Origin of the sequence: Arminella tubonensis (assembly GCF_003240585.1) — a bacterium.
Taxonomy (GTDB): Bacteria; Pseudomonadota; Alphaproteobacteria; order Rhizobiales; family Rhizobiaceae; genus Rhizobium; species Rhizobium tubonense.
In genome coordinates this window covers 14650-38471 of sequence record NZ_PCDP01000045.1, presented here as the reverse complement: position 1 = coordinate 38471, position 23822 = coordinate 14650, and the positions used below count along the sequence as shown (strand labels likewise).

Here is a 23822-nt window from a genome sequence, read left to right as displayed (position 1 = left end):
CCCCGCCCGCGGGCGAAGCATTGGGAGTTCCTTAGAGCAATCCGAAACGGAATTGAAGAGCTTCGACTGAAAACACCGAAACCTCGGAACCTTTGCCAGTGAAAGGCGTTGAAAGGGCACCAACAAAAGGAGCTTACGATGGCCGAACTGAAATCCGCTTCCATCCAATCCGCAGCCGCGCGCCTTGAGACAGAGGTAGCAGCAGATGACCTGTCAGCTCAGATTGCTGCCTTGCGCGAAGATCTCTCGAAATTGTCGGAAAGCGTGATCGCCATCGGCCAAGGTGCAAAATCGGTTGTTGCCGAGGAAGCATCTCTGGCGACGGAGCGCGTTCGCGACAAGGTTCGGGAAGAGCCGCTTTTTGCGCTCGCCGTTACGGCAGGCGTGGCATATATGATCGGCCTACTCAGCCGTCGGTAGCATATTGCTTTAGGGCAGAACTTGGCGTCGTAGGGCTTCCCTACGGCGCTTAGCAGTGTTGCGGCTAATGTTTCGTTCGGGCCGCAAGTGACTGCCATTTTACCATGGCCGGAACGGAAGGCGGTGCGCGCGGCTGTGCAGGTTTCGGAATATCGAACCCCTTGAAACTGTCCGTGGCGGAGGTCATCAACTTCCGTCCAAAGTCGCGAGTGAAGCGCTCCGCGAGCGAGCCGGCCTCAAGTGGGAAACCACTGGGATGGATGGGAGGGAGCTCCAGCGGCGGCGAGAGCGTGGGTGCAAGTCGGGCAAGGACGTCCTTCGCCTTCTGCTGGAATGAAGCGTGCGCAGGATCGTCGGAATTCAGCTGCTCCAATACCTCGAATGCCTTTGCCGCTTCGGCATTACGGCCGATCGCGACCAGTGCGACACCCTTGCTGAAATGGGCGGCACTCGAATTCGGCTGCATCTCGATAGCCCTATCGTATGTCGCCGCTGCTTCGTGGAACTTCTTCAGGGCAACTTGGGTATCACCCAGGCGCAGCAGCACCGGTCCGATATCCGTCGCCGCGGCGAGAATGTTCTGATAGGCGGCTTCGGCGTCGCTTAGACGGCCCTTGTCGAGGAGAAGTTGTGCCAACGCCATGCGGGCACCGACGTGAGCCGGGGAGGCGGCAACCACCTGCTCGAACGCGGCCTCCGCCAGGCCCTTCTTTCCCTCGGTATAGAGCCGTCGCGCAAGATCGTAGACGTAGCGAATGCTACGGACGTTCAGTGTTTCAGAGCGATTGCGACCGGTGGCTGTTCGAAGGGTCGAGCAGTGCAGGGGGCGATCTTCAACGCCGAAGGCATATTTGTAGGTTTCGTTGCCGCGCAGGAAATCGTAGCTGCGGTAGCCTTGCGAGATCGCGTGCCGGATAGCATAGCCGTGGAGTACAAGGCCGGGTGACGGCGTCTTCCACTCTTCATCGCGGCCGGCAATGTAGAACAGCACCGCCTTCTTCTTCCGATCCAGCATATTGGCGATCGCACCAAGCGGCCGATCCCCGTGCCAGAGGACGGGAAGGAAGAGATTGCCGTGACGAAAGGCGTCCAGCAGCACCTCGCGGGCGCAGGCCATGATGGGCTCGATGCGCTCGCCTTTTTCAGCGTGCCATTTGGCGTGCCAAAGCTTGAACAACGCATCGAGGTCGCGCTCGATCGTTTCGGAGGTTGCAATCGTGATGCGATAGGCATCGTCACTCTCGATCTGTCGGAGAAAGCGGCGGAGCTTCTGCCTGGTTTGACCGCTCAGCTTCGTCTCCAGATATGCCTCCCAGCTGTCCGGCAAAGTTACGACCGGGCAGACCGCGTGATCTATATTCCTGTTGTCCAGGCGGGTGACACGTTTGTGCCCGATATCAGGCCCTCGCAATGCCTGCACGAAAGCATCATGGCGCTCGATGGGGCCGGAAAAATTGTCGAGCCGGAGATGGGTCCAGCTCTGGGCGCGAAGGAACTGCGCAAATCCCCTGACAGCGTGCGCCTCGTAGGCGGGGTCACAAAGGATGCCGGTGTAGTCGGCGGCGTGATTGCCGGCCATGATGATGTCGTCGGTGCAGATGCCAGTCTTTTGATCCTGTGTCGTCGCCATGCGCAAGGGAAAGAAGGCGACGTAAGGGGAGCCCTCAGGCTTCTCCCGCAGCGCGAGGATGAACCAGCGATCACGTCGATGCAGATAGCCGTACAGCCATTCCCACGACAGGAAATATTGCGCGTGTGGATCGCCTGAATAGACGCAATCCCAGTTTTCGCGGATTTTCTCAAAATCCGCATTGCTTTCGATGACGTCTATACGCACCCGCGCCTCATCCGTAACATCATGTCCAGTCGGCAATATCGTGAAGCATCTTAGCCGTATTCAAACGGCTTCAAATATCCCGTTCGTATTATTTGCGATGTCTAATATGATTAGGTGCGCCCACGGATTTTGGCGCACGACCAGCAAGGCTACATCTCGTCGGTGAAGCGCGGGCTGGCGCGTATGAAAACCCAAAGGGCCTTGCTGATCGCGACGATCTCGCTGATCGATTTTTCCAGCCGGTCAACCTCTTTCAGGTCGAGAAGTTCAACTTTGCCATAGCGCACTTCCTTGTCGTCCTCGACCAGGCGCATCAACTGCGTGCTGGAGATGTCTCCATTTTCATCGAAGGAATAAATGCAGTGATTGTACTTGTTGCGCGTCTTGGATTCGCGCTTCAGGCGCCCCATCAGAGCCAGAACCGTCTTGCTGTCTTGCGGCGGCCGCGACGGCAGTTTTGCCAGGCGTTCGACCAGGTCGATGCGAGAGCGAGTGGTGTTCAAGGTCAGGAAGACTACAATCGCCGCATCCTTCTCGATGTCGAGAAGATGGGCGATGATATAAATCAAAAGGCTTTCCGTGTTCGTCCAAACATAGTTTAGACGCCCGACACGCAAGAGCACATCCGACATTGCGGGCATGGAACTGTCCTGGCGCTAAAATTCTGTAGTATGCGGCCAGTATAAATCAAATTCTCTCGGCGCCACGTATTTCTTCAGCCTCTCCCCCGCTCAATCGATACCAATTAAGGGTAAGGCTATCGGCCTAAGGGCGCAGCAATCAACGCTCCTTGAAGGCATGCGACATACTGTCGACCACAGGCTTTGCCAGATACTCGAAGAAGGTGCGGTGCGACGTTGCGATCAGGACGTCGGCCGGCATTCCGGGAACGGGGCGGAAGCCTGGAATTCGCTTCAGCTCATCTGGCGCAATCTCGACACGCACCACATAGACGTCGCGCTGGGCGCTCGCGCCATCCTCCTGGATCGAGTCCGCGGAGACGTAAAACACCTTGCCATCCAGCACCGGCGTTGTCCGGCGGTTGAGAGAGGTCAGCCTGATCGCTGCGGTCTCGCCTTCGTGCAACTGATCGATCGAGGTACGCAATACCTGCGCCTCGATGATCAGAGGAACGTTATTTGGCAGAATTTCCATGATCGGCTTGCCGGTCGTGATGACGCCGCCGGCTGTATGATAATAGGCGCGCACGACTGTGCCGCCGACGGGCGAACGGATGATGGTGCGGCCCAGCACCTCGCTCGCCTCACGAGCCTGCTCGCGCACGCTTTCAAGGTCGGACTCGGCCGTTTCAAGCGCGTCCAGCGCGGATTGCTTGTTGGCGTTAATGGCGATGACGGCTTCCTGCCGATACTTGGCGACCTGCGATTCACTCTGGTTGATCTCTGAATCGAGGCGGGAGAGTTCGCCCATCGCGTCGGCGACGGCGCGCTGGATGGCGAGCAGATCGGTGCGGCGCATGACGCCGGCATCAGCAAGCTTCTGGCGCGACGTCTGTTCCTCAGTCAGCAGGTTCAACTGGGTGACAAATGCCTGTCTTTGGCCGGCATAACCCTTGTTGCGAAAGTCGAGGGACGCGATGTTCTTGTCGATGAGGTCGAGTTGCTCCTCGAGCTTTTCAAGCCTGCTATGGAAGATGATGTTCTGGCTGTCGATGATCGCCTTGACATCAGGATCGTTTGACTGCTGCTTGACGGTCTCGGGAATGGCAAACTGGCTGACACCCTGTGCTTCGGCCTTGAGGCGCGAAGTGACGGTTTCAAGACGCAGCCGCCGCAGGGTCAGTGCCCGTTCATTGGCGGTGGCTGCCGTTGGATCGAGGGTCAGGAGAACATCGCCCTCGTGGACGACGTCGCCTTCGTTGACCATCAGATCCTTGATGATGCCGCCTTCGAGGTGCTGGATGATTTTGTTGTTGCCGGTGGCGACGAAGCTGCCCTGGGCGATGACCGCAGCCGAAAGTGGGGCGGTCGCGGCCCAATAGCCGAAGCCGCCGAAGGATGCCAGCAGGATAGCCAAACCGGAAAAGCTATGTAGCCGAATGGAGCGTGGCACTTCGCTGTACCATTCCACCTGTCCCGGTTCTTCCCCTGCCGCGTCTCTTTTTTTTCTTGCCATGATACTCAACCTTGAATTCTAGGAACTTGCTGGCCATTGCCCAGCCCGTCATTGGCAGGCTTGCCGCTCAACGCCTTCAGCACTTCCGTGCGCTCGCCGAACATGGCGACCGATCCTTCTTTCAGGACCAGGATCTTGTCGACGCACTGCAGCAGGGCCGGGCGCTGGGTGATAGTCACGGTCGTGATGCCCTGACGCTTGGCATGGATTATGGCGCGCGCAAGCGCGGTTTCGCCGGCGGAGTCGAGATTCGAATTCGGCTCATCTAGGACGACAAACTTCGGATTGCCGAAGAAGGCGCGGGCAAGGGCGATGCGCTGCTTCTGGCCGCCGGAAAGCGGAGATCCGTCTGACGCGACGACCGTTTCATACCCTTGCGGGAAGGTTGCAATCAGCTCGTGGACATCGGCAAGAACCGCGGCTTCGTAGATCAGCCGGTCCTCGACGTCGTCGCGCATGCGGCAGATATTGGCCTTGATCGTTCCGGGGAACAGCTGGACGTCCTGTGGAAGGTAGCCAATGCTTTCGCCGAATTGCCGTTGGTCCCAGTTGCGAAGGTCCATGAGGTCGAGGCGGACATTGCCCGAGGTTGGAAGGATCGAACCGACCAGCATCTTTCCGAGTGTGGTCTTGCCTGATCCCGAATTTCCGATGATCGCCAGGGATTCGCCCTTCTGCAGTGAAAACGAGATGCCGTTGAGGACAACGCGTTTCTGAGGCGGCGGAACAAAGAGAATGCGCTCGACATCGAGCCTGCCTTCCGGATTGGGAAGCTTCAGACGCGGAAAGTTGAGGGGTGAATTCAAAAGGAGCTGCTTGATGCGACCGTAGGCGGCGCGGGAATGATTGAACTGGTTCCAGCCTTCAATGGCGCCTTCGATCGGCGCCAGCGCGCGGCCGGAAACGATGGAGGCAGCAATCACCATGCCACCGGTCAATTGCCCCGACAGAGATAGATGCGCGCCCCAGCCGAGCAGGATAACTTGCGTGATCATGCGGCAGGCCTTTGTGAGGCCCGAAAAGACGATGTTGCGATCCTGCGCTGCGACCTGGGATTTCAGTGAACCCGCAGTTTCGCGGCCCCACATCTTCACCGCCTCGGGGATCATGGCCAGCGCGTTGATGATCTGCGAGTTGCGCGCCATGGAATCCAGATGGAAGTTGGCGCGACCGAGGTAGGCGTTGGCCTCGGCGAAGGAGCCGGCGGTCATCTTCTGATTGAAATAGGCGATGAGGAACAGGACCGCACAGCAGCTGAGCACGATCATGCCGAGATCCGGATGAACGAGATAGACCAGGACCACGAATAGGGGCATCAGCGGCGCGTCGAGGAATGCGATCAGAGTACCGGAGGTGATGAACGAGCGCAGTTGCTGCAGGTCGCCGAGCGTCTGATAGTCACGTCCGTTGCCGTGCAGCGAAGCGCGCGCCGCGGCACTCAAAATTGGCGCGCCCAGTTGCACTTCCAGTTCGACCGCGGTGCGCATCAGAATGAAGCGACGTACAGCGTCGAGAATGACCTGGAGAAGGACGGCGCCGACGACCGCGACGGTGAGCATAACCAGGGTATCGACCGAGCGGCTTGTCAGAACGCGGTCTGAAATCTGGAAGAGATAGATCGGGATCGACAGCACCAGGATGTTGATCGCGAGGGTAAAAACCATGACAATCAGCATGTTGCGGCGGACCGCTGCCATGCCGTTGCGCAAGCTGAGCGCAAAATTAATCGGCTGGGCGCTGCGCTTGTGGAAGACGCTGCCGCCATTGCCACCGCCACCGCCATTGCCCCTTCCGTTGTCGCCATTGCCGCCGCCGCCGCCGCCACGCTCGACGTCCTTTATCGGGCCAGGATCATTGTCGATCGTCTTCGGCAAAGGGGCCGAGGGCGGCATCTTCATCTCGATCTGTTCACTTTGCGGCAATGGCGGAACATTGCGCATCACCGGCTCATTCGGAGCGACACTCGGGATCTCGTCCGGGGTTGCCGGCGCAAGCGGGGCGTCCGGCATGATCGGTGGGAGTATCTCCTGTCGAGCCGGTGCAATCGGGGAGGGCGCAACGGCGACGAAGGGTTGAGACGCCTGAAAGAGTTGAGATATCTGCCTGGGGGCCTCAGTCCGAGGCGCTGCTCGCGCCGGCAGCGGATCAAAGGCCTTGGGTCGCGGCAGGTCCTGGGCTTGTGCCTGAACATCCATTGACGCCGCGAAAGTCGCCCTTGCTATCGACAAGGGAGCGGCGAGATGCTCGCGACGGACCTGCGGTAAGGGCCTTGCTACCTCGTCAATGCTGATCTCGGCGCTGTTGGATGCATCGGCATTGAGAGGGACTTCGTGGGGCTTCGGACGGTCACCCCTTGGCTTGAAAAGACTTTCGACTGCGTTGTCGACTGCGGAGACGACCTCGACGGGCTCAATGTCACCTAGCGAACTGCCCAGATCGGACACCGATGTCCGCAGGTGCAAAGTCCGGCTTTCCGCGATCCTCAACTTCGAAATCTGGTTCATATGCTGCAGATCTCCCCTCTGCGTATTCCGTTACTAGGCCGTGACCGACTGCATGACATCGCCGAGACTGCCGTTGTGAAACGATAGGTCGTGGCCGGCGTCGATTGTCGTGGTGTTGTGGTCTGTATCTGTCGACGTAACCGGGTCATGTTCGCCCAGAAACGCGATCGCCTCATTGGCGAGCTGGCCGGTTGGCTGGTTGTGGTTGACGCCGTTGTCGTGGTCGACAAGGCCCCCCTGAATCAGGACTGCGTCCGAATAGACATTGCCTGCCACGTATGTGGTGTGGCCGAAGCTGTCATAGTCAACGATGCTGGCGACGTTGATCAAGGCGTTGCTGCCGGTATCGATGTGCACCGTCGCATCAGTGTTGTCCTGCAAAACACTGTTTGCAACCTTGGTGACGCTGTCCGCGTCGCCGACGATATTGACCTGCTTGATGACGTTGACGTCGTAAAAATTGCCGGTGATGTAGAGGACGTTCAGACCCTGGTAGCCGGCGAAATTCGGGTCCGCAGCCAGACCATCAGGCATGGAATCATGATGGTCCTGAATGTTCTTCATCGTTTCGTTCATGTAATCCGGCATCGCCGCGAAGCGATTTGGATCACCGACGTTTTCGATCGAGGCCTGATTCCAGATCAGATTGTTTCCGGTCTGAATCTGCGTGTTGCCGCCACTGCCATCCATCTTGACGGTATCGTTGTCGTAGAGGACCGAAATCTGGGTGATGGCATTCATGTTGTAGGCTTGGCCGCCGACGATCACCAAATCATACTGGGTACCGATGCCGAGGTAGGAAGCAAGATCCGTGACAGTGTTGCCGCCCGTCAGGACCGAAGTCTCGACGCCGCTCGTCTGTACCGTCATGGAGTCGTTATCCGACAGGAAGTTGTATTGTTCGATCCAATGGACGAAGGAGACATCGCCCTCGACGACGCTCACATGCCAGGCACTTGGCATCGAGTGGCTGTTTGCATCCCACTGGTCGGCGGCTCCCGGATTGAACTGGTCGTGGGCGAAAATGGCGATATTCTTGCCGATCGTCGGCGCGTCCATGACAGAATTGGAGCTGTCGTTGGATACGCCTTCAACCTTGTCGTGATCGCTGTAAATGTAGATCTGCGAGATCGAATTGATCGAGTGATAATCGCCCATCACCGCCATAAGGGGCGTGATCATATTGGTGTCGACGATGCCTGCAAAATTGGCGACGACGTTTGCGCCAGCTTCGATATCCAGCGAATTCGGGCCGGCGCCCGAGAGATGCTGCGCGCTGTCGGCGCCGACCGGCTGCTGGTCAGGCGCGCCAAGACCGCGATCCGGCAGAAAGTCGTGCAGGCTCGGCATGCTGCCTGCCGCCATACTGCTCGCATCACCGTTGATATAGACGAAGCCGTCGAGATTGTTTGAGGCAGTCACGACGTAGTGACTACCATCCGGGTCCTGCAGGTTGGTGCCGCCGCTTTGCTCGGTATTTTGCGCGTAGTCGTGAACATCGTTGGCGATCTTGACGATCCCGTCGGGACTGTCTGTCCGCGCCCAGGTACTGAAGGGTGACAACGCTTCCGCCCTGGCGCTCATCTCGCCGAGCAGTATGTCAATTTGAGCAATGTTCTGGACGGGGTGATTGCCATTCGTCATGTCGAGAATATCATCGTCCCGCACGGAATTGGCCTGAAGAATGTGGGCAACGTTCGAGTCCGCGCCGCTATCGGGATGGAGCCGTCCCGGTTCATCGATAGTCAGCGGTTCGGGCTGGTGATAGAAATGGGGTAGGTCGGCGTTTGCCAGATCCTGCAGCATCTTGAGGCTTTGCGCGTAGGTCTGGTCATAGAGGCGAGCCTGCAGATGATCATAGCTCTCGTGGGCCGGATCGTATTTCAGATGCGGATCATAGTCTTTCAAATCCAGGTTTGATTGAAAAGCAGCCTGTTGTTCGCCGGGGTCTGCCAAGTGCGCCGCATCGTCCCGCAGCGCCTGGCCATCGAGATTGAGCTGGCGAAGGCGTGCTTCCTCTGACTGCGGATCAAAGAGGCCGATAAAGTGCGCGATAATTTCCGAGAATTTTTCCGCGTGCATGGCGTTCTCCCCAACAGCCGCCAATTTTTTCCCAGCTTGGCGGTCCGCATCGCAACAACCGCCTCTCTGAGGGGGCGATTAGAAAGATGCACCGGCCGGACTGGCCGGTGCACTTTTTCACGTGAGTTGCGATGTAGTTCAGGAGGAGGTGGTCACGTCGTGGTGGTCGCCGCCGGTGATCGCGATGTCGCTTGTATTGCTGACCATGTTCGCACCCTGGACCAGTTCCTGATGGTATCCGGAATTGGCGAGGATCGAAGAAGAGTCAGCAGTGCTCGTTCCGGTCAGGTCGTGGCCTGCGACCGGTGTGCTCGGATCCCAGCTCAGCTTGCTGTCGAAGCCGATGCCTGCGTCGCTGTGAGCATCTCCACCCTCGGAACTAAGGTCGTTGTGAGCGTGGGCATTGTTCATGCTGACATTGTAGGCAGTGTCCTGATCAGCGAGGTTGTTTGCCTGCACCAGGCTGAAGCCGGTGTGGTTGCCGTCGCCGTTCAACGAGTTATTGAGGATGTTGTCCAGGTTCAGGTTGAACGAGTAGTCATCACCCAGATTGAAGGCCAGGTCGCCGCCGGCGATGCCGACATTGCCACTAACTTCGCCGATGTCCTTCAAGGTGCCGAAGTCATAGTCGGAGCTTGAATGCGTACTGGAGTCGGAGGAGTAGTTGCCGCTGTCCTTGGTGTAGGACTCAGACAGGCTATTGTTGCTATCCTTCACATGCGTGCTCGAGTCCGAATAGTTGTAAGCGTTGCCGCTGTCCTTCGTGCTCGTGTTGTAGCTGTCCTTCGTGTCGGTAATCGAAGTTACCTTGGTATCGGTGTCCTGGTGATTGTACGAGCTGGTGATGTCATTGGTCGTTGTGTTGACCTTGCTGTCGAAATCATAGCTATTGTCACGATTGTCGCCGTTACCATTCGTCTGGGAGGCGTCTGTATTCGTCGTGTCGGTACTGTTGTCATTATGGCTGTTGGATGAATTGCCAACGCCCACCAGACCAGTGGAACCATCGTCAATGTTCGTCGAGTTGACAGCGCTGTTGGCGAAGCCATCGGCAAGCGCTGCGACCTTGCTATGATCGTCGGTCAGTGACGTGTCCGTCGTAGTATTAGTGTTCGTATTGGTATTAGTCGAGTTGTTGCTGTTGTCCGAGTTGTTGCTGTTGTCTGTGTTTCCGTTGTTCGAATTGATATCTGCGTCTATGTCGAGAAGAGCCATTTCATTTCCTCCGAATGAGGAGGCCGTCCCGAAATCCCTCTCATCTTAAATGGGATTTTACTCGCGGCGGCCCCAACTCTGTTAACATTTCAGCAGATTTACGAGATACTTATCTGCCGTCGAAACCGGCTTGTTGGTTCAAGCCTGGCGCATTTGGGATTTGTTCCTAATCAAAACCCGGGCGAACAAATCCATTTCGACGCTCGCTAGAGCGCCAATCCTCCATTCTCCGATCATTTTTCACTAGGTGCGGGGAGGGTCTGCCGGTTACGCGAATACAAGAACTGGTGTGACATTCCCCCGAGTTCCGCGGCTTTGCGGAACGTTATGAATGTGGCTGAAAAATAAGCAATCTAATAGATACCAATTCGGGCTAGCGGGTGGTAAAGGCGAGATTTTTACCTGCGGCAAAGTTTGAATTAAGCAATCAATACATTGTTTATATTCAGGCTTCAGCGGGAAGCTTCCGTAACGGAATGCAAAATCAAATTGACGTTGCGGTATGAAGTAAACGCTACTGAAATCGTGCCTGCTAATCCATCCTACTTATCCGTTCGCAATAGCGTCAGCGGCGACCGAAGTAAATTTTCTGACGCCTTCGAAATCATTCATAACCGTTGCAATAATGAACCACTCACGCCGATTTTTACCATGTAATAAAAAAGATACCGACTCTTACTATGCTTAGCGCTATCGTCACTCGGAGTAGACACCCGTCCGGATAAGCCAATAGTTACAAGCTGCTTAACGGTAAGATGAAGATGCGCTTCCTCTCGGGCACGGACCGCACGTTGCCTAGTACCCAACCAAATGTAAAAGATCGGAAACGTGCGAAACTGCACGGAAAAGGGGGTGTCATATTAGTCATATTCCCACATTTACCATAAAATTTAACGCATTTGCCGCAAAACTAACCCGTTTGGGCAATTTGCATTTTCTCGTACGTGTATTAGTGTTATTAAAAATAAGTTAAGAAGACTGCAGAAGCAGTTCCTATATAAGAGCACAACGCTCATACAACAAAATTCAATAAAAGCGGGTTAACCAACTAATAGCTGCGAGCTTTGGGGGATGCACAAATGTACATCGCAAGCACAAGAGCAGGGAATACAGACGAAAGCCACAGTATCATACCTCTAAGAGATACAATCGTTGTACTGGCCGACGCCGATCTATTTTCGGAATGCTTGGCTCAGGCATTGGGAGTGCGATTTACTGGATATGATGTCGTCAGTATCGCTGATCCGAAGGCCCTTCAGGGGGGAATCCTTGAAGGTGTTAGACTGGTTCTGCTTTATCATCTACCATCAGATGACCTGCAGGATACTTTAAAGGCGCTACGCGCCAACTCGCCTGGAGTATCGATCGGACTGGTTGTTGAGACCATCGACCTCCTGGATCCTTACGTCGGTCGACTTGTCGAAGGACGGAGCATCCACGGCGTGCTGCCACTTAATCTTCGCCTTGACGTGTTCATGGCGGCGATCGATCTGCTGATGAAGGGCGGCGAACATTTCCCTTCAGCGCTTCTGCGCAGGCTGACTGTCGAAGGACAACATTCCAATTCGTCCTTCTACGCAGCGCCGGCTCAGCTGGCTGCAAACCACAGACCCTATGACGACAACATGGGATCGCGCGGCGGAAACCTACAAGCGCTAACCACGCGGGAAGTTCAGATTCTCGACCTGATCTGCAAAGGGACGCAGAACAAAATTATCGCGGATCAACTCAACCTGTCGGAAAATACAGTCAAGGTTCATGTCAGGAACATCTATAAGAAGATGAACGTTCGTAATCGGACGGAGGCAGCCTCGCGCTTCTTCAATTCGGATGTCGGGCAGGAGTCGTCGCGCAAGTGGCGCAACTGATCGGAACCTGAGATATCAAAAAAGGTCGCCGCGCATCGGTCCCTTGGGCCAGCGGCGGCCTCGTTCTGCGCAGCACTTTCTGTTTGAAAGATGACGTCGCGTGCAATGCCATCCGGTCTTGTTCAGATGGCGCGCCCCCTGATGACATTTCAGCGAGACCGCCCACGGTGCGGATCGCGCATGGCCGTCGGCCCCAATAGTCCAATTTACTCCTACAGCGATACGATGCGACAGCGGCGCGGACGGCGATCCTCATTGTGATGCGTTGGCCACAGCGTTGCGACATTTTGGCTCGTCAACAGCTCCAGCGATTTATGCGCTTGTATAATGGCGTGCACTTACTATATGCCAATAAATTATAAGGTTGCTTATGAATAGTAGGCTTTCCAATTAAATGACTTCGGCACCAACCCTCGGCTTTCTTCTGCATGACGTTGCTCGGCTTCTTCGCAAGCGGTTCGAGCAGCGCGCGAAAGGCTTGGGCTTGACACGGTCGCAATGGCAGACCCTTGCCTATCTCGCCACAAACGAGGGCATTCATCAGGCGGGCCTGGCAGAGATGCTGGAGATCGAGCCGATCACGTTGGTCCGCATCCTGGACAAGATGGCGCAACGTGGATTGATCGAGCGGCGCCAGCATCCAACCGATCGCCGCGTCTGGCTGCTTTACATGCGCGAAGAGGCACGGCCCCTGCTTGCCCACATGCGAAGCCTCGGGGACGAAACCAGAGGCGAGGCCTTGGAAGGCATCTCGGGCGAGGACCGCATTCGCCTGTTCGAAACGCTTACCCTTATGAAAACCAACCTGGTTCAAGGCTGCCGTCTGGCTGCGGCCGACAAAGAGATAAATCATGGCTGACTCACCTTCATCTATTCGGATACATGCCAACGCAAACACCAGCGAGAAGAACGTCGCGCAGGAAGAGGTTGCGGAGGCACCGGCTGCCAACCCGACGCCTGCTCCAGCAACCGTAGGCGTAGCGACGCCGGTGGCTGCGGCAGTCAAGCCTCGCAAGCGCCGGAGCCCGACCCGGCCAATCCTCTTTGCGCTCCTGCCGGTCGCGCTCGTCGTTGGCGGCTATTACTACGTCACCGGCGGACAGGTGATGTCGACCGACAATGCCTACGTCCAGGCAGATATGGTCGGCGTCTCGACAGACGTCTCCGGTCTGGTCGCCTCTATCGACGTCCACGAGAACGAACTGGTGAAGAAGGGGCAGGTGCTTTTCCGCCTCAAGCCCGACACCTTCCAGATCGCGTTGGAAGGGGCTCAGGCGCAGCTCGGAGCTGCCCGCAACCAGATATTGAACCTGAAGGCGAGCTATCAGCTGACGCTTTCGCAGATCGCCCAGGCACAGGCAGATATTCCGTATTTCCAGACGGCATTCGACCGCCAGCAGAACCTTATCAACAGCTCAGTCGCCTCAAAAGCTGCCTTCGACGAATCCAAGCACAATCTCGATGCTGCCCTGCAGAAGGTCGACGTTGCGAAGGCTCAAGCGGCATCGACGCTTGCCCAGATCGGCGGCGACGTGAACCAGCCGGTCGAACAGAACCCAATTTATCTGCAGGCCAAGTCGACGGTCGACAACGCTCAGCGGGAGCTTGACGACACGGTCGTCAGGGCCTCCTTCGATGGCATCGTCACCAATGTCAACGCGCTGCAGGTCGGAGCCTACCTGACAGCTGCGCAACAGGGTTTTTCGCTGGTCTCAGCCAATAACCTATGGATCGCGGCAAGCCCGAAGGAAACTGAGCTGACCTACGTCAAGCCCGGACAGACGGTCGACATTTCGGTCGATACCTACCCCGGTATCGTCTGGAAGGGGACCGTCGCAAGCATCAGCCCTGCGTCCGGCTCGAGCTTCTCGCTGCTGCCGGCACAGAACACGACCGGCAACTGGGTCAAGGTCGTGCAGCGCATTCCGATGCGGATCAGCATCGACGATCAGGCCGGCAAGCCGCCGCTTCGCGTCGGAATGAGCACTGTCGTCGGCGTAAACACGGGCCACGCCCGCGGCCTGCCGGATTTCATCGCCAAACTTTTGGGCCGTCCCGACGGCAAGGATCATGAGTAACGCTTCCGCAACGGCCGGTGCCGAGCCCATCGTCGCCAATCGCGGCGCTATCACGGCCTGCGTCATTCTTGCCGTCATCATGCAGGCGCTGGATACGACCATCGCCAATGTCGCGCTGCCCTATATCCAGGGCAGTGTCTCGGCCAGCGCCGACCAGATCAACTGGGTTCTGACGTCCTATATCGTCGCGGCTGCGATCATGACGCCGCCGTCCGGCTTCCTGTCGGCAAAATTCGGTCGCAAACGCGTACTTCTGACCGCGATCGGCGGTTTCGTCGTTGCTTCCGTCCTGTGCGGGTTCGCGCAGTCTCTGGTGCAGATTGTCGCTTTTCGCCTGCTGCAAGGCCTGTTCGGCGCAGCACTCGTGCCGCTGTCGCAAGGTATCCTGCTTGACATCTACTCGGTCGAGGAGCGCGGCAAGGCAATGGCGCTATTCGGCGTTTCGGTCATGGTGGGGCCCGTGCTCGGGCCGGTTATCGGTGGCTGGTTGACAGATCATATCAGCTGGCGGTGGGTCTTCTACATCAATGTGCCGATCGGGATGCTGGCGTTCATGGGCATCGTGGTTTTCGTCAGGGAAACGAAGATCGATGCGCTCGCCAAGCTCGACCTGTTCGGCTTCAGCATGCTCAGCCTAGGTATTGCGTCGCTGCAGCTTTTCCTCGACCGCGGGGAACAGCTCGACTGGTTTTCGTCCGGCGAGATCATCATGGAGGCGCTTGTCTGCGCGGCCGCATTCTATCTGTTTCTGGTCCATACGTTCACGGCGAAGAAATCCTTCGTCAATCCACGGCTGTTCCTGGACCAGAATTTTGCCGTCAGCATGCTTTTCATCTTTATCGTGGGCGTGACCTATCTGGCATCGCTAGCGTTGATGACACCGTATCTGCAGACGCTGATGGGATATCCTGTCGTTACCGCCGGTATCGTGATGGGGCCACGTGGCCTCGGTACGATGGTCTGCATGTTCGTTGTCGGCCGGCTGATCGGCAAGGTCGACACGCGCTGGCTGTTGTTGCTCGGCCTCGGACTGACCGCCTGGGCGATGTACGAGATGACCGGCTGGACGCCAGACGTCTCGCAATGGACGATCATCACGGTCGGCTTCGTACAGGGCGCCGGCCTCGGGTTCCTGTTCGTGCCGCTGACGACCATCGCCTTTGCGACGCTGCCGGCGCACATGCGCGGCGAGGGGACCGGCCTTTACAATCTCTCACGCAATATCGGATCGAGTGTCGGTATCTCCGTCGTCTCGGCGCTGATCACGGAGAATACGCAGAGCAATCACGAGTCGATCGCAGCTTATGTGACGCCGTTCAACCATGCATTCGATGCACCGGCGGCCGTCCACAGCGTCGATCCACTGACTGCAATCGGCAGGGCGAGCCTCGATGGCATCATCACGCTGCAGGCGACGATCATCGCCTATATCGATGACTTCAAATTGCTGATGCTGATGTCGCTCTGCGCGATGCCCCTGGTCATTCTGCTGAGGAAGCCGGCTACCCCGGCTGCGGTCGATCACAGCATCGCCATGGAGTAGGGCATCTCGCCATACCATCTAGCGGCGGCCGTCTGGGCGATCCCGGCGGCCGTTTGCGTTTCGGGACTTTTAGAGGAACCGGCGGCTGACGAACCGCGAGCCGACCACGCCGAACCGCCAAAGCGGATCGACGTTCTTGGTAATGCCTATTCGCTTGTCCTCGGCGACCGGCACAGGGGCGGCTGGCGAGAGCTCGAATGGATCTTCCGCGAGCGAGCAACCGTTCAATCTCAGATCGATACCAAGGGCCTGTGTCAATTTGCCGGGACCGCTGCAGAGATGGTATGGATCGGTCATTCCACGCCGCTCGACCATCTTGTCGATGCCGCCTTCCGGTTCCAATGCGCGGATCAAGACGGCGCTGCCTGGAAGGCAGACGAAGTTGATGCACCAATGGATGCCGTAGGATCGATAGATGTAGACATGTGCGGGAGCACCGAACATGGCTGCGTTGCGCTCAGTCGGACCCCGGAAGCAGTGCGAGGCCTCGTCATCGGCCCGGTAGGCTTCAGTCTCGACGATCCTGCCGCCGACCCCGTCAACAGAGAAACGCCAGCCTATGAGCTCGCGTGCGACACCGACGACATCTCGGCTGAAAAAGCTGTTCAAGCTATCTGAGGACAAGGACTGGCGCCCGATGGAAGTGCTTCCGATCGCCCTAAGAAAGCGACCGGAAGCCAATGCTGGATACTAGCGATGTGCGAGGCGCGGGGCTCCGCGCCGATGGTTGTTGCCGATCCGGTGCTCGGCCAGGGCGCCGAACGCAAGTCCGAGGGTCGCCCAGAGAATCGCGTGCATGCCGAGCGACGTTACCCGGAACCGCCAGAGAACCACTGCCGAGAAGTTTTCAGGCACTTCGTTGATTGGCGGCATGGCATATTGCACCACCGCGATGACGGCGATGAAGGCGACGCCGGCGACAATTGTTGCGTTCCACTGGCCATAACGCGGCAGGAGGGTTCGCGCCAAGGCAACTGCTCCTACCATTGCTGCAATCGAAATCACAATCATGACAAAGAAGTATTCCGTCCTGACGCCGATCGTATCGGGATTTCCGACCGAAGGCGGATTTGCGGGATACTTGATATCGGGCACAAGGGCGATCGCGACGAAAGCTGCCAGCGCAATCAGCGCTGCCGTGCCGCGCGGGCCGAACGGGCTGACCCGACCGTACGCATAGGAGAAGGCGAGGGCGAAAAGGCCGCCGATGCCGACGCTATAAGCCATAATGCCGGTGAACAGCCCCAGGCCTGCCTGGGTCTCGCGACTGACGATCTCAGGCTCCGGCGCTTCGCCCTTTGCCTGATTGACCTGGTCCTCGAAAGCGATAGCGCTATCGACAAGCGGTTCTCCGAACGTCCGGGCGAAAGCAAATACCAACAGGCCTGCCAACACCCCGGCGATCATGCCGCGGAGCAAAAGATTTCCAACCATGTGGGCTACTCCTTAGTGGCAGGGAAAGCCGAGGAGATGGCGACCGTCATGCACGAATTCGTGGACGTACATGCCTGATATGAGCGAGGTCGCGCCTTCTTCTGCGCCGACGAAGTAGATGGCCAGCATCATAAGGAGGCCGGCGAAGATCGCCCAGGGCAGAATCTCGCCAAGCGGGATGGGGGCCGGGCCGATAGCCGCTCCGAATGTGGTGTCGGACATATGTTAGTTCCTTTTAGAATGACGCGTTCCGTCGGTGACAAGGATTTGTTGGCGTAGGGTCTGGCTTACGACTGGCTGAAACCTTCAACCCGTCGATTACAGTGGCGCGACCGCGCCGGGCTTTCACCGGCTTCCATAGCGACAACCCAAACGTTATATCTGCGCCGCAAGCTTATTGTCAACGAACGCATATGCGCGCCAGCAAGGCTGCAGGCCGTTCATTTTGGAAAGATTTTCGCCTTGAAGGGACTTTTGACCTGGGTTTGTCACGGAGCGACGGTCAGCAACAGAACCGCGACGTTTCCAGGCGACGAGCCATTGGAAGAAAAGGCCATTGCGCAGACAAAAATGTTGAAGGGATTGTTGGAGCGGGCGGATCGCGTCTGGATCAGCCCGACGTTGCGCACTAGGCAGACCTCGGAGATTCTTTCACTACAGGGCGAACCGGATACCGCCTTGCGCGATTGCGACTACGGTCGGTGGAGCGGCAAAGCCATTGGGGATTTGCACGTGATTGAGCCGGAAAATGTCGCCGTATGGCTGACGGACATGACCGCTGCGCCGCACGGAGGAGAATCCCTTGCCGCGCTGTCCGAACGCGTTGCAGTTTGGGTAGATCATCGGCTTGGTGAAAGGGGCCACACTATCGCCATCACCCATGCTTCTGTGATCCGTGCGGCTTTGCTGCACGTTCTGCAGGCGCCGCCGTCGGCGTTCTGGAAAATCGATGTAGAGCCGCTGAGCGTCGTCCAAATGAGCGGCGACGGGCGCAGGTGGACCTTACGGTTCCCCAGCCAAGCTCGTTCCATCATCTGAAGGATTGCGCGGCGCCAAACGAACAAAGCCCGATCGAGACCGACCGGGCTTGAGTTTTCATATCTTGCAAGCGTCGAGCGACTAGCGCTGACGGGCCTTGCGCGCCGCGTAACGGCGGTCGCGCTCGGCCTTGCGTTCCGCTTCATCAGCGATGACGCGTGCGATGCGATCCTTGGCAGCCGATTCCCGGGCTTCCGCGTCGGCTCGTTCGGCAGCGGTAGCAGCTTCCGTCAGTGCTGCGGCTTCCGCAAGCTGGCGTTCGTTGGCCTCTTGCTTAAGTCGCTCGCGCTCGGCACGGCGAAGCTCGCGCGCGGCAGAAATAGCCTCGCGCTCGGCGCGCTTGGCGACCATTTCCGGGTCGTCAGCCTTTGGAGCGGTTTCGAACTTTTTCAGAAGCAGCTTTTTGGCCTCGGCAGCAGCCTTACGGCGCTCGGCAAAACCATTATCGTTAACGTGTCTCAATCCAACGTCGTCCTTGTCGGTCCAGAATAATCAGGATTCGGGTTTCAAAAAGCGTCTCAGCGCTTCGTGGCTTTTTTGGGCTTGGTGGTCTTGGGAGCAGAATTCGCTTCTTTTTCCAGACGAAGTTCACGCAATCTAGCGGTCTTCGCATCACGCTCGGCCGCCACCGCGTCTATCTCGGAAATCGTTCGGCTGCGCGCCAGAAATTCAGTCTGTGTCTTGCTGAAAGCCAGCTCAGCCTGTTCTCGTGTCTTGCTCGAATTCTCGGTCAAGTCCTCAATCCTTCAAAGCATGGTGACGCAGACGATAAAGCGAAAAAAGGCCAGACAATCGTCTGACCTTCTGTTGGTAATCGCCTCAGCAACATGCCAGTACATCCGTGGTCATGGCGAGGCTGAAAACCTTTAAGCAGCGCGAAGCTGTGCAGCGGACATCTTGCCCGACTTGCTATCGCGTTCCAGTTCGAAGTCGAGCTTCTGACCTTCAACGATTTCGCGCATGCCAGCGCGCTCAACAGCAGAGATGTGAACGAAAACGTCCGCACCGCCGTTGTCAGGCTGAATGAAGCCGAAGCCCTTGGTGGAGTTGAACCATTTTACTGTGCCAGTGGTCATAACGAACCCTTTCTGTAGCAACAAGTGTTAACCGCCGTACGACGCACGACAGCATTTCATCTCGATTTTTGAAGGGGAAGTTCGTCAAGTAAGCGCACCGGGCGCCAGCAAAAACAAATATCAGTCAAACAACTATCGATGCGCAGTAGATAGGCCCTTCACACCCGCTTGTCAACTTTTAGTTAGGTTTCGTTGACGATGTACCTCAAGCAAGATGCTGTCTTGTCGAATTTCGCCGCTGTAAAGGCGGCGAAATTGCTGCGCTGAAAAGGCGATGACCTCAGGCTAGCTTTCGCGCTTCGCGAAAGGAGACCAGTCGCCGGCTATTTTCGTCCCAGAGCACGAGATTGACGCAACGCAAGCTCTGCATGATCGTGATTCGGCCGATGTCGCCAAGTTCCGGATAGTCTCTGAGCACCTCGGGAAGCCTGTAGTAGGGCACCTTGCTCGACAGGTGGTGCACGTGGTGGATGCCGATGTTTCCGGTCACCCACCGAAGCACCAGCGGCAGGTCGTAGTGGGAGGCACCATGCAGTGCCGCCTGCTGGAACTGCCATTCGCTACCTTCCGACCAATGCGTATCTTCAAACTGATGCTGCACATAGAAAAGCCAGACGCCGGCTGCTGCGGCCAGGACAACGATCGGAAGATGGACCAGCAGAAACGGAATGACGCCGATCCACCAGATCAGCAGTGCGGCGAGAACCGCGATCGCACCATTTGTTGCCATCGTAGAGACCCACGGGAGCGCGCCGGAGCGCATCATGCCGAAGGGCAATCGCTGCTTGAAGATGAACACCCAGATCGGTCCGATGCCGAACATGACAACAGGATTCCGATACAGCCGGTATTTCAGCCGCCCGAAGGCGGAGAGAGCCTTGTATTCCTTGACGGTCAAGGTCGCGATATCGCCCACTCCTCGTTCGTCGAGGTTGCCGGCCGATGCATGGTGGGTCGCGTGGGCGCGCCGCCAGTAGTCATAGGGCGTCATTGTCAGCACGCCGATCACACGACCCGTCCAATCGTCCACGCGGCGGCGCGCGAAAAAGGAGCCGTGACCGCAGTCGTGCTGGATCATGAACAATCGCAGCAGGAACGCCGCCGCCGGGATAATCAGGACCATTCCGATCCATATGCCGTAGTGAACCGCGAGCCATGATAAAATCCACAGCGCAGTGAACGGGATGACCGTCACGGCCAGTTCAAAGGTGCTGCGGCCGGCGTGAGGCTGGCGGTATTTCGACAGGATCTTGAGCCAGGCTTTTTCGCTTGGTCCGCTCGCCTGATCGAGGGTGGGGGCCATGTTCATTGGGGGACGTTCTTTCGGAGAGTTGCGCGATCGTTTCGACGCGTGTGGATAGGGATGCTCTAGACTGGCAATACAAATTCAGTCTCGGTCCCATCGCCGTACGAAATTTCGCTTGCGGCAGGGGTTATAGCACAGCCTGATGCTAACGGCACTAGGGCTGGCCGGGGTGCGGCGATATTTCGTATGCACCTTGAAGGTCGTCATCGGGAAAGGCCGTTGGCAAGCTCATGCATACATGATCGTCAAAAAGCGCTAATCTTTTGCTTTGTCCCGAATCGATGCAGCCCGCCGTTGAAATCGCGCTGATCAAGGGTAAATTCCAGGATGACCATTTTTTCCGTCAGGCACATCACGGCCTATCGTTATCGGCGTCCGGTGGAATTCGGCCAGCACCGGCTGATGTTTCGCCCGCGCGACAGTTTCGACCAGCGGCTGCTCGATGCGACGCTTATCGTCGATCCGGGGCCAAGCCATGTGCGTTGGATACATGACGTGTTCGGCAATTGCGTGGCGCTTGTCGATATCTCCAGGCCAGCTTCCGAACTGCACTTTGAAACCCGGATAAGGCTTGATCATACGGCACAGGTTGCACTCGATCTGCAGATCGACGACGAGGCGCTGAGCTACCCCTTCGCCTATGAGGCGGACGAAGTCGCCGATCTGGAGCCAACGATCACACGTCACTATCCGGATGCCAACGACGAGGTCGGCCAGTGGGCGAGACGGTTTGTGCGCATCGGTCGACCCACCGAGACAGGCCATCTGCTGATGACGATGTGCTACGCGATCCACGAGAGCTTCGGCTATACGAGGCGATTGGAGCGGGGGACGCAGACGCCGTTGCAGACGCTGGAGCTGAGGCGAGGCACCTGTCGTGATTTCGCGCTGCTGATGATGGAGGGTGCTCGTTCGCTTGGGCTGGCTGCCCGCTTCGTCACCGGCTATGTCTATGTTCCCGATCGTGACGGATCGAGCATACGCGGCGGGGGCTCCACCCATGCGTGGTGCCAGATATATCTTCCCGGTGCCGGATGGGTGGAGTTCGACCCGACCAACGGTATTGTCGGCAATCGCGATCTCATCCGTGTCGGTGTTGCCCGCGACCCACGGCAAGCCATCCCGCTGACGGGGAGCTATGACGGCGAGGCGACCGACTACCTGGATATGTCCGTGCAGGTCAATGTGACGACCGGGGATGCGGCGGGCGATTCTCGCAAAACAGATAGTAGACAAATGGAACACTCATCGCGCATCGGCGTTCATCGGTAAGTTTTTTTGCCAGGCCCGGCAAAAATCTTTCACTGAAGGATATGCAATGAAGATCCGTGCCGGATTCCATATTGGCTACGAATGCCCGCAACCCACTCCGATGTTGCTTGTTCTCAATATTCATCCGTCGCGACGTATCGACCTTTTGACCGACCAGGTTCTGGGATTCGATCAACCGATAGATGCGCGAGAATACACCGATGCCTTTGGCAATGCCTGCACGCGGATCGTCGCGCCGCCGGGTTTGACGACCATAGCGACCGATTTTGAGATCTATGACAGCGGCCTTCCCGACGTCATTCCCGACGATGCTATTCAGCACGACATCAAGGACCTGCCGAACGAAGTGCTCGTCTTTCTGCTGGGCAGCCGCTATTGCGACACGGATCGGCTTGCCGATTTCGCCTGGGCGCAGTTCTCGCTAACCCCGCTCGGATGGCCGCGGGTGCGGGCGATCAGCAATTTCGTTCACGATCATATTGTTTTCGATTATCAGAAGGCCGATCCGCTGCGTTCTGCGCACGGCGGATACCTCGAGAAAACAGGTGTTTGTCGCGACTTCGCCCACCTGGCGATTACCCTTTGTCGCTGCATGAACATTCCTGCGCGCTACTGCACAGGCTATCTCGGCGACATCGGTGTGCCTGTCGATCCCAATCCTATGGATTTCAGCGCCTGGTTCGAGGTCTATCTTGGCGGCCACTGGCATACCGTCGACGCCCGCCACAATACGCCCCGCATCGGCCGGATCCTGATGGCGACTGGTCGCGACGCGACGGACGTCGCCCTGACAACCAACTTTGGCCCCGCAACGCTTGCTCGCTTCGAGGTAATTACCGAGGAACTGCCGCACGGCTAGATAGGCAGTGAGGGGGCAGATCATGATTCGAATCACCTCAAATCAACCGCCCGCCGCGCTATCTGATGCTTGCCGTCTTCGGATTTGGCGTTGTAAGCCGACGTTGAAAATCGACTTGGTGAAAATGAAAGGCCAGAGGGCGATAGCCTCTTCGCCGCATTTTCCGATAGATCGGCCGAAGCCTCCCGGCAAACGAGACACGCATTTCCGCTTCACTTCGACGTTGCTGGAACGTTTCTCAACCTGCGACTTTTATCGCGGCTTTGGACGTGTCGGTTCGATTTTCGCTTTGGCATCCCGTTAGTCGTTGGAACTTTTAAGGTTGGCATCCATTGGAAGAAAGAGGAGCGCTGATGTCAAAATTCTACTTTAAAACCAATGACAACGATGGAACGTGGCCGGGAGACTCGTCGTTCGAATTTCCGACGCTGATGACCGCGATCGAGCAGGCAAAGAAGGTATTGGCGGAAATGGCTATGGATGGAATTCCAGATGGTAATGGTCGGGAACTGTCCGTGGAGGTCGAGAACAACGATCATCAGGCGGTGGTTGTCGTCAGCCTTGTCCTAAACGTGGAATACATGGCGCCGAGCTGATGACGGCCGGTGACAGCCCGTTACGAAAATTGCGAAAATGAACGCAGGATGAACAAGATTATGGTTTAAACGTTAGTTCTAAGAAAGGAGCACTGATCATGTTCATGTCCATCCTTCCAGCCGGCGGTATAGTCGGCGCGCAAATGGCGGGCCTTCGCGCAGCTGTCTCTTCGGCCATCGCTTATGCAGCAGGTCTCGAAGATGCCAGAATAAGCGTTACTGAAGATAGCGGCGTCATTTACCTCGATGGCTCGGCTCCCAGTCTTCGTGTGTTGGAGACCGCGATAGGCGTTGCTCGTGACATCGCCGGCAATGCGATCTGCAATAGAATAGAGCCTGCATACTAACTGGTACCATTTTTTTGAAAACGAATTGCAATCGCCGAGGACATTCGCTCGCCGCAAGCTTTGCTACCTTGTATCGCAATGAATTCTTGGTGAGCGCCTTGCCGCGTCGGGCTGCGCGCAACCGACTGCTGATGCCACGTCTACAGAGATCGGCTGCCGCATAAATTCGTTCGATTGACGCCTGATCAAGAACAAAGCTCCGGCTCTTGCG

At 57.3% G+C, this 23822-nt stretch carries 23 protein-coding genes; 10 read left to right on the top strand and 13 right to left on the bottom strand.

Annotated features, from left to right (window positions below; translation table 11 throughout):
• Positions 1 to 138: 138 nt before the first annotated feature.
• Entirely contained in the window at positions 139 to 420 is a 282-nt protein-coding gene (locus tag CPY51_RS22210; protein WP_111162414.1) for a hypothetical protein, read from the top strand.
• A 64-nt stretch (positions 421 to 484) separates the two neighbouring features.
• On the opposite strand, the gene CPY51_RS22205 is transcribed toward CPY51_RS22210, so the two are convergent.
• The 6 genes from CPY51_RS22205 to CPY51_RS22180 all read right to left on the bottom strand — a co-directional run bounded on the left by CPY51_RS22205 (position 485) and on the right by CPY51_RS22180 (position 10194).
• Entirely contained in the window at positions 485 to 2257 is a 1773-nt protein-coding gene (locus CPY51_RS22205) for a GNAT family N-acetyltransferase (RefSeq protein ID WP_111162413.1), read from the bottom strand.
• Between the two features lie 149 nt (positions 2258 to 2406).
• Positions 2407 to 2898 carry a hypothetical protein gene (locus CPY51_RS22200; protein WP_111162412.1) on the bottom strand — a complete coding sequence of 164 codons (492 nt, stop codon included), beginning with the start codon at positions 2896 to 2898 and terminating at the stop codon, positions 2407 to 2409.
• A gap of 139 nt (positions 2899 to 3037) precedes the next feature.
• Complete coding sequence (locus CPY51_RS22195) at positions 3038 to 4393, bottom strand: HlyD family type I secretion periplasmic adaptor subunit (protein ID WP_111162411.1); 1356 nt, start codon at positions 4391 to 4393, stop codon at positions 3038 to 3040.
• Between the two features lie 5 nt (positions 4394 to 4398).
• A complete protein-coding gene (locus tag CPY51_RS22190; protein ID WP_111162471.1) occupies positions 4399 to 6588 on the bottom strand; it encodes a type I secretion system permease/ATPase in 2190 nt (729 codons plus the stop codon).
• 342 nt (positions 6589 to 6930) lie between these two features.
• On the bottom strand, positions 6931 to 8979 hold the full coding sequence (locus CPY51_RS22185; protein WP_111162410.1) for a hypothetical protein: 2049 nt from the start codon (positions 8977 to 8979) through the stop codon (positions 6931 to 6933).
• A 138-nt stretch (positions 8980 to 9117) separates the two neighbouring features.
• The gene (locus CPY51_RS22180; RefSeq protein WP_244598753.1) at positions 9118 to 10194 is read right to left on the bottom strand and encodes a fibrinogen-binding protein; all 1077 of its coding nucleotides are present in this window, start codon (positions 10192 to 10194) and stop codon (positions 9118 to 9120) included.
• 1079 nt (positions 10195 to 11273) lie between these two features.
• On the opposite strand from CPY51_RS22180, the gene CPY51_RS22175 reads away from it, so the two are divergent.
• The 4 genes from CPY51_RS22175 to CPY51_RS22160 all read left to right on the top strand — a co-directional run bounded on the left by CPY51_RS22175 (position 11274) and on the right by CPY51_RS22160 (position 15683).
• A complete protein-coding gene (locus tag CPY51_RS22175) occupies positions 11274 to 12062 on the top strand; it encodes a helix-turn-helix transcriptional regulator (protein WP_111162409.1) in 789 nt (262 codons plus the stop codon).
• 394 nt (positions 12063 to 12456) lie between these two features.
• Positions 12457 to 12921: a MarR family winged helix-turn-helix transcriptional regulator gene (locus CPY51_RS22170; RefSeq protein ID WP_111162408.1), complete on the top strand. Its 465-nt coding sequence runs from the start codon at positions 12457 to 12459 to the stop codon at positions 12919 to 12921.
• The gene (locus tag CPY51_RS22165) at positions 12914 to 14140 is read left to right on the top strand and encodes an HlyD family secretion protein (RefSeq protein WP_111162407.1); all 1227 of its coding nucleotides are present in this window, start codon (positions 12914 to 12916) and stop codon (positions 14138 to 14140) included. The genes CPY51_RS22170 and CPY51_RS22165 overlap by 8 nt, the downstream gene beginning before the upstream one ends.
• Positions 14133 to 15683 carry a DHA2 family efflux MFS transporter permease subunit gene (locus tag CPY51_RS22160; RefSeq protein WP_111162406.1) on the top strand — a complete coding sequence of 517 codons (1551 nt, stop codon included), beginning with the start codon at positions 14133 to 14135 and terminating at the stop codon, positions 15681 to 15683. Before CPY51_RS22165 ends, CPY51_RS22160 begins: the two co-directional genes overlap by 8 nt.
• Positions 15684 to 15752: 69 nt before the next feature.
• Here the strand turns inward: CPY51_RS22160 and CPY51_RS22155 are convergent, their stop codons facing one another.
• The 3 genes from CPY51_RS22155 to CPY51_RS22145 all read right to left on the bottom strand — a co-directional run bounded on the left by CPY51_RS22155 (position 15753) and on the right by CPY51_RS22145 (position 17339).
• Positions 15753 to 16307: a DNA-3-methyladenine glycosylase gene (locus CPY51_RS22155; protein ID WP_244598752.1), complete on the bottom strand. Its 555-nt coding sequence runs from the start codon at positions 16305 to 16307 to the stop codon at positions 15753 to 15755.
• Positions 16308 to 16373: 66 nt separating this feature from the next.
• The gene (locus CPY51_RS22150) at positions 16374 to 17117 is read right to left on the bottom strand and encodes a CbtA family protein (RefSeq protein ID WP_111162405.1); all 744 of its coding nucleotides are present in this window, start codon (positions 17115 to 17117) and stop codon (positions 16374 to 16376) included.
• A 12-nt stretch (positions 17118 to 17129) separates the two neighbouring features.
• Positions 17130 to 17339 carry a CbtB domain-containing protein gene (locus CPY51_RS22145; RefSeq protein WP_111162404.1) on the bottom strand — a complete coding sequence of 70 codons (210 nt, stop codon included), beginning with the start codon at positions 17337 to 17339 and terminating at the stop codon, positions 17130 to 17132.
• A gap of 240 nt (positions 17340 to 17579) precedes the next feature.
• Between CPY51_RS22145 and CPY51_RS22140 the strand changes: the two genes are divergently transcribed.
• Positions 17580 to 18155: a histidine phosphatase family protein gene (locus CPY51_RS22140; protein ID WP_111162468.1), complete on the top strand. Its 576-nt coding sequence runs from the start codon at positions 17580 to 17582 to the stop codon at positions 18153 to 18155.
• Between the two features lie 81 nt (positions 18156 to 18236).
• Here the strand turns inward: CPY51_RS22140 and CPY51_RS22135 are convergent, their stop codons facing one another.
• The 4 genes from CPY51_RS22135 to CPY51_RS22120 form a co-directional block, all read right to left on the bottom strand.
• Positions 18237 to 18617, bottom strand: a complete 381-nt coding sequence (locus CPY51_RS22135) for a DUF6481 family protein (RefSeq protein ID WP_111162403.1) — start codon at positions 18615 to 18617, stop codon at positions 18237 to 18239.
• 56 nt (positions 18618 to 18673) lie between these two features.
• Positions 18674 to 18889: a hypothetical protein gene (locus CPY51_RS22130; RefSeq protein ID WP_111162402.1), complete on the bottom strand. Its 216-nt coding sequence runs from the start codon at positions 18887 to 18889 to the stop codon at positions 18674 to 18676.
• A 132-nt stretch (positions 18890 to 19021) separates the two neighbouring features.
• Entirely contained in the window at positions 19022 to 19231 is a 210-nt protein-coding gene (locus tag CPY51_RS22125; RefSeq protein WP_111162401.1) for a cold-shock protein, read from the bottom strand.
• 280 nt (positions 19232 to 19511) lie between these two features.
• The gene (locus CPY51_RS22120) at positions 19512 to 20540 is read right to left on the bottom strand and encodes a fatty acid desaturase (RefSeq protein WP_111162400.1); all 1029 of its coding nucleotides are present in this window, start codon (positions 20538 to 20540) and stop codon (positions 19512 to 19514) included.
• A 324-nt stretch (positions 20541 to 20864) separates the two neighbouring features.
• Here CPY51_RS22120 and CPY51_RS22115 point away from each other — a divergent pair, with 324 nt between their 5' ends.
• From CPY51_RS22115 to CPY51_RS22100, 4 genes are all read left to right on the top strand, one after another.
• Positions 20865 to 21809: a transglutaminase family protein gene (locus tag CPY51_RS22115; protein ID WP_111162399.1), complete on the top strand. Its 945-nt coding sequence runs from the start codon at positions 20865 to 20867 to the stop codon at positions 21807 to 21809.
• Between the two features lie 46 nt (positions 21810 to 21855).
• Entirely contained in the window at positions 21856 to 22668 is an 813-nt protein-coding gene (locus tag CPY51_RS22110; protein WP_111162398.1) for a transglutaminase-like domain-containing protein, read from the top strand.
• 353 nt (positions 22669 to 23021) lie between these two features.
• Positions 23022 to 23264 carry a DUF6894 family protein gene (locus tag CPY51_RS22105; RefSeq protein WP_111162397.1) on the top strand — a complete coding sequence of 81 codons (243 nt, stop codon included), beginning with the start codon at positions 23022 to 23024 and terminating at the stop codon, positions 23262 to 23264.
• 98 nt (positions 23265 to 23362) lie between these two features.
• Entirely contained in the window at positions 23363 to 23611 is a 249-nt protein-coding gene (locus tag CPY51_RS22100) for a BON domain-containing protein (RefSeq protein ID WP_111162396.1), read from the top strand.
• Positions 23612 to 23822: the final 211 nt, after the last annotated feature.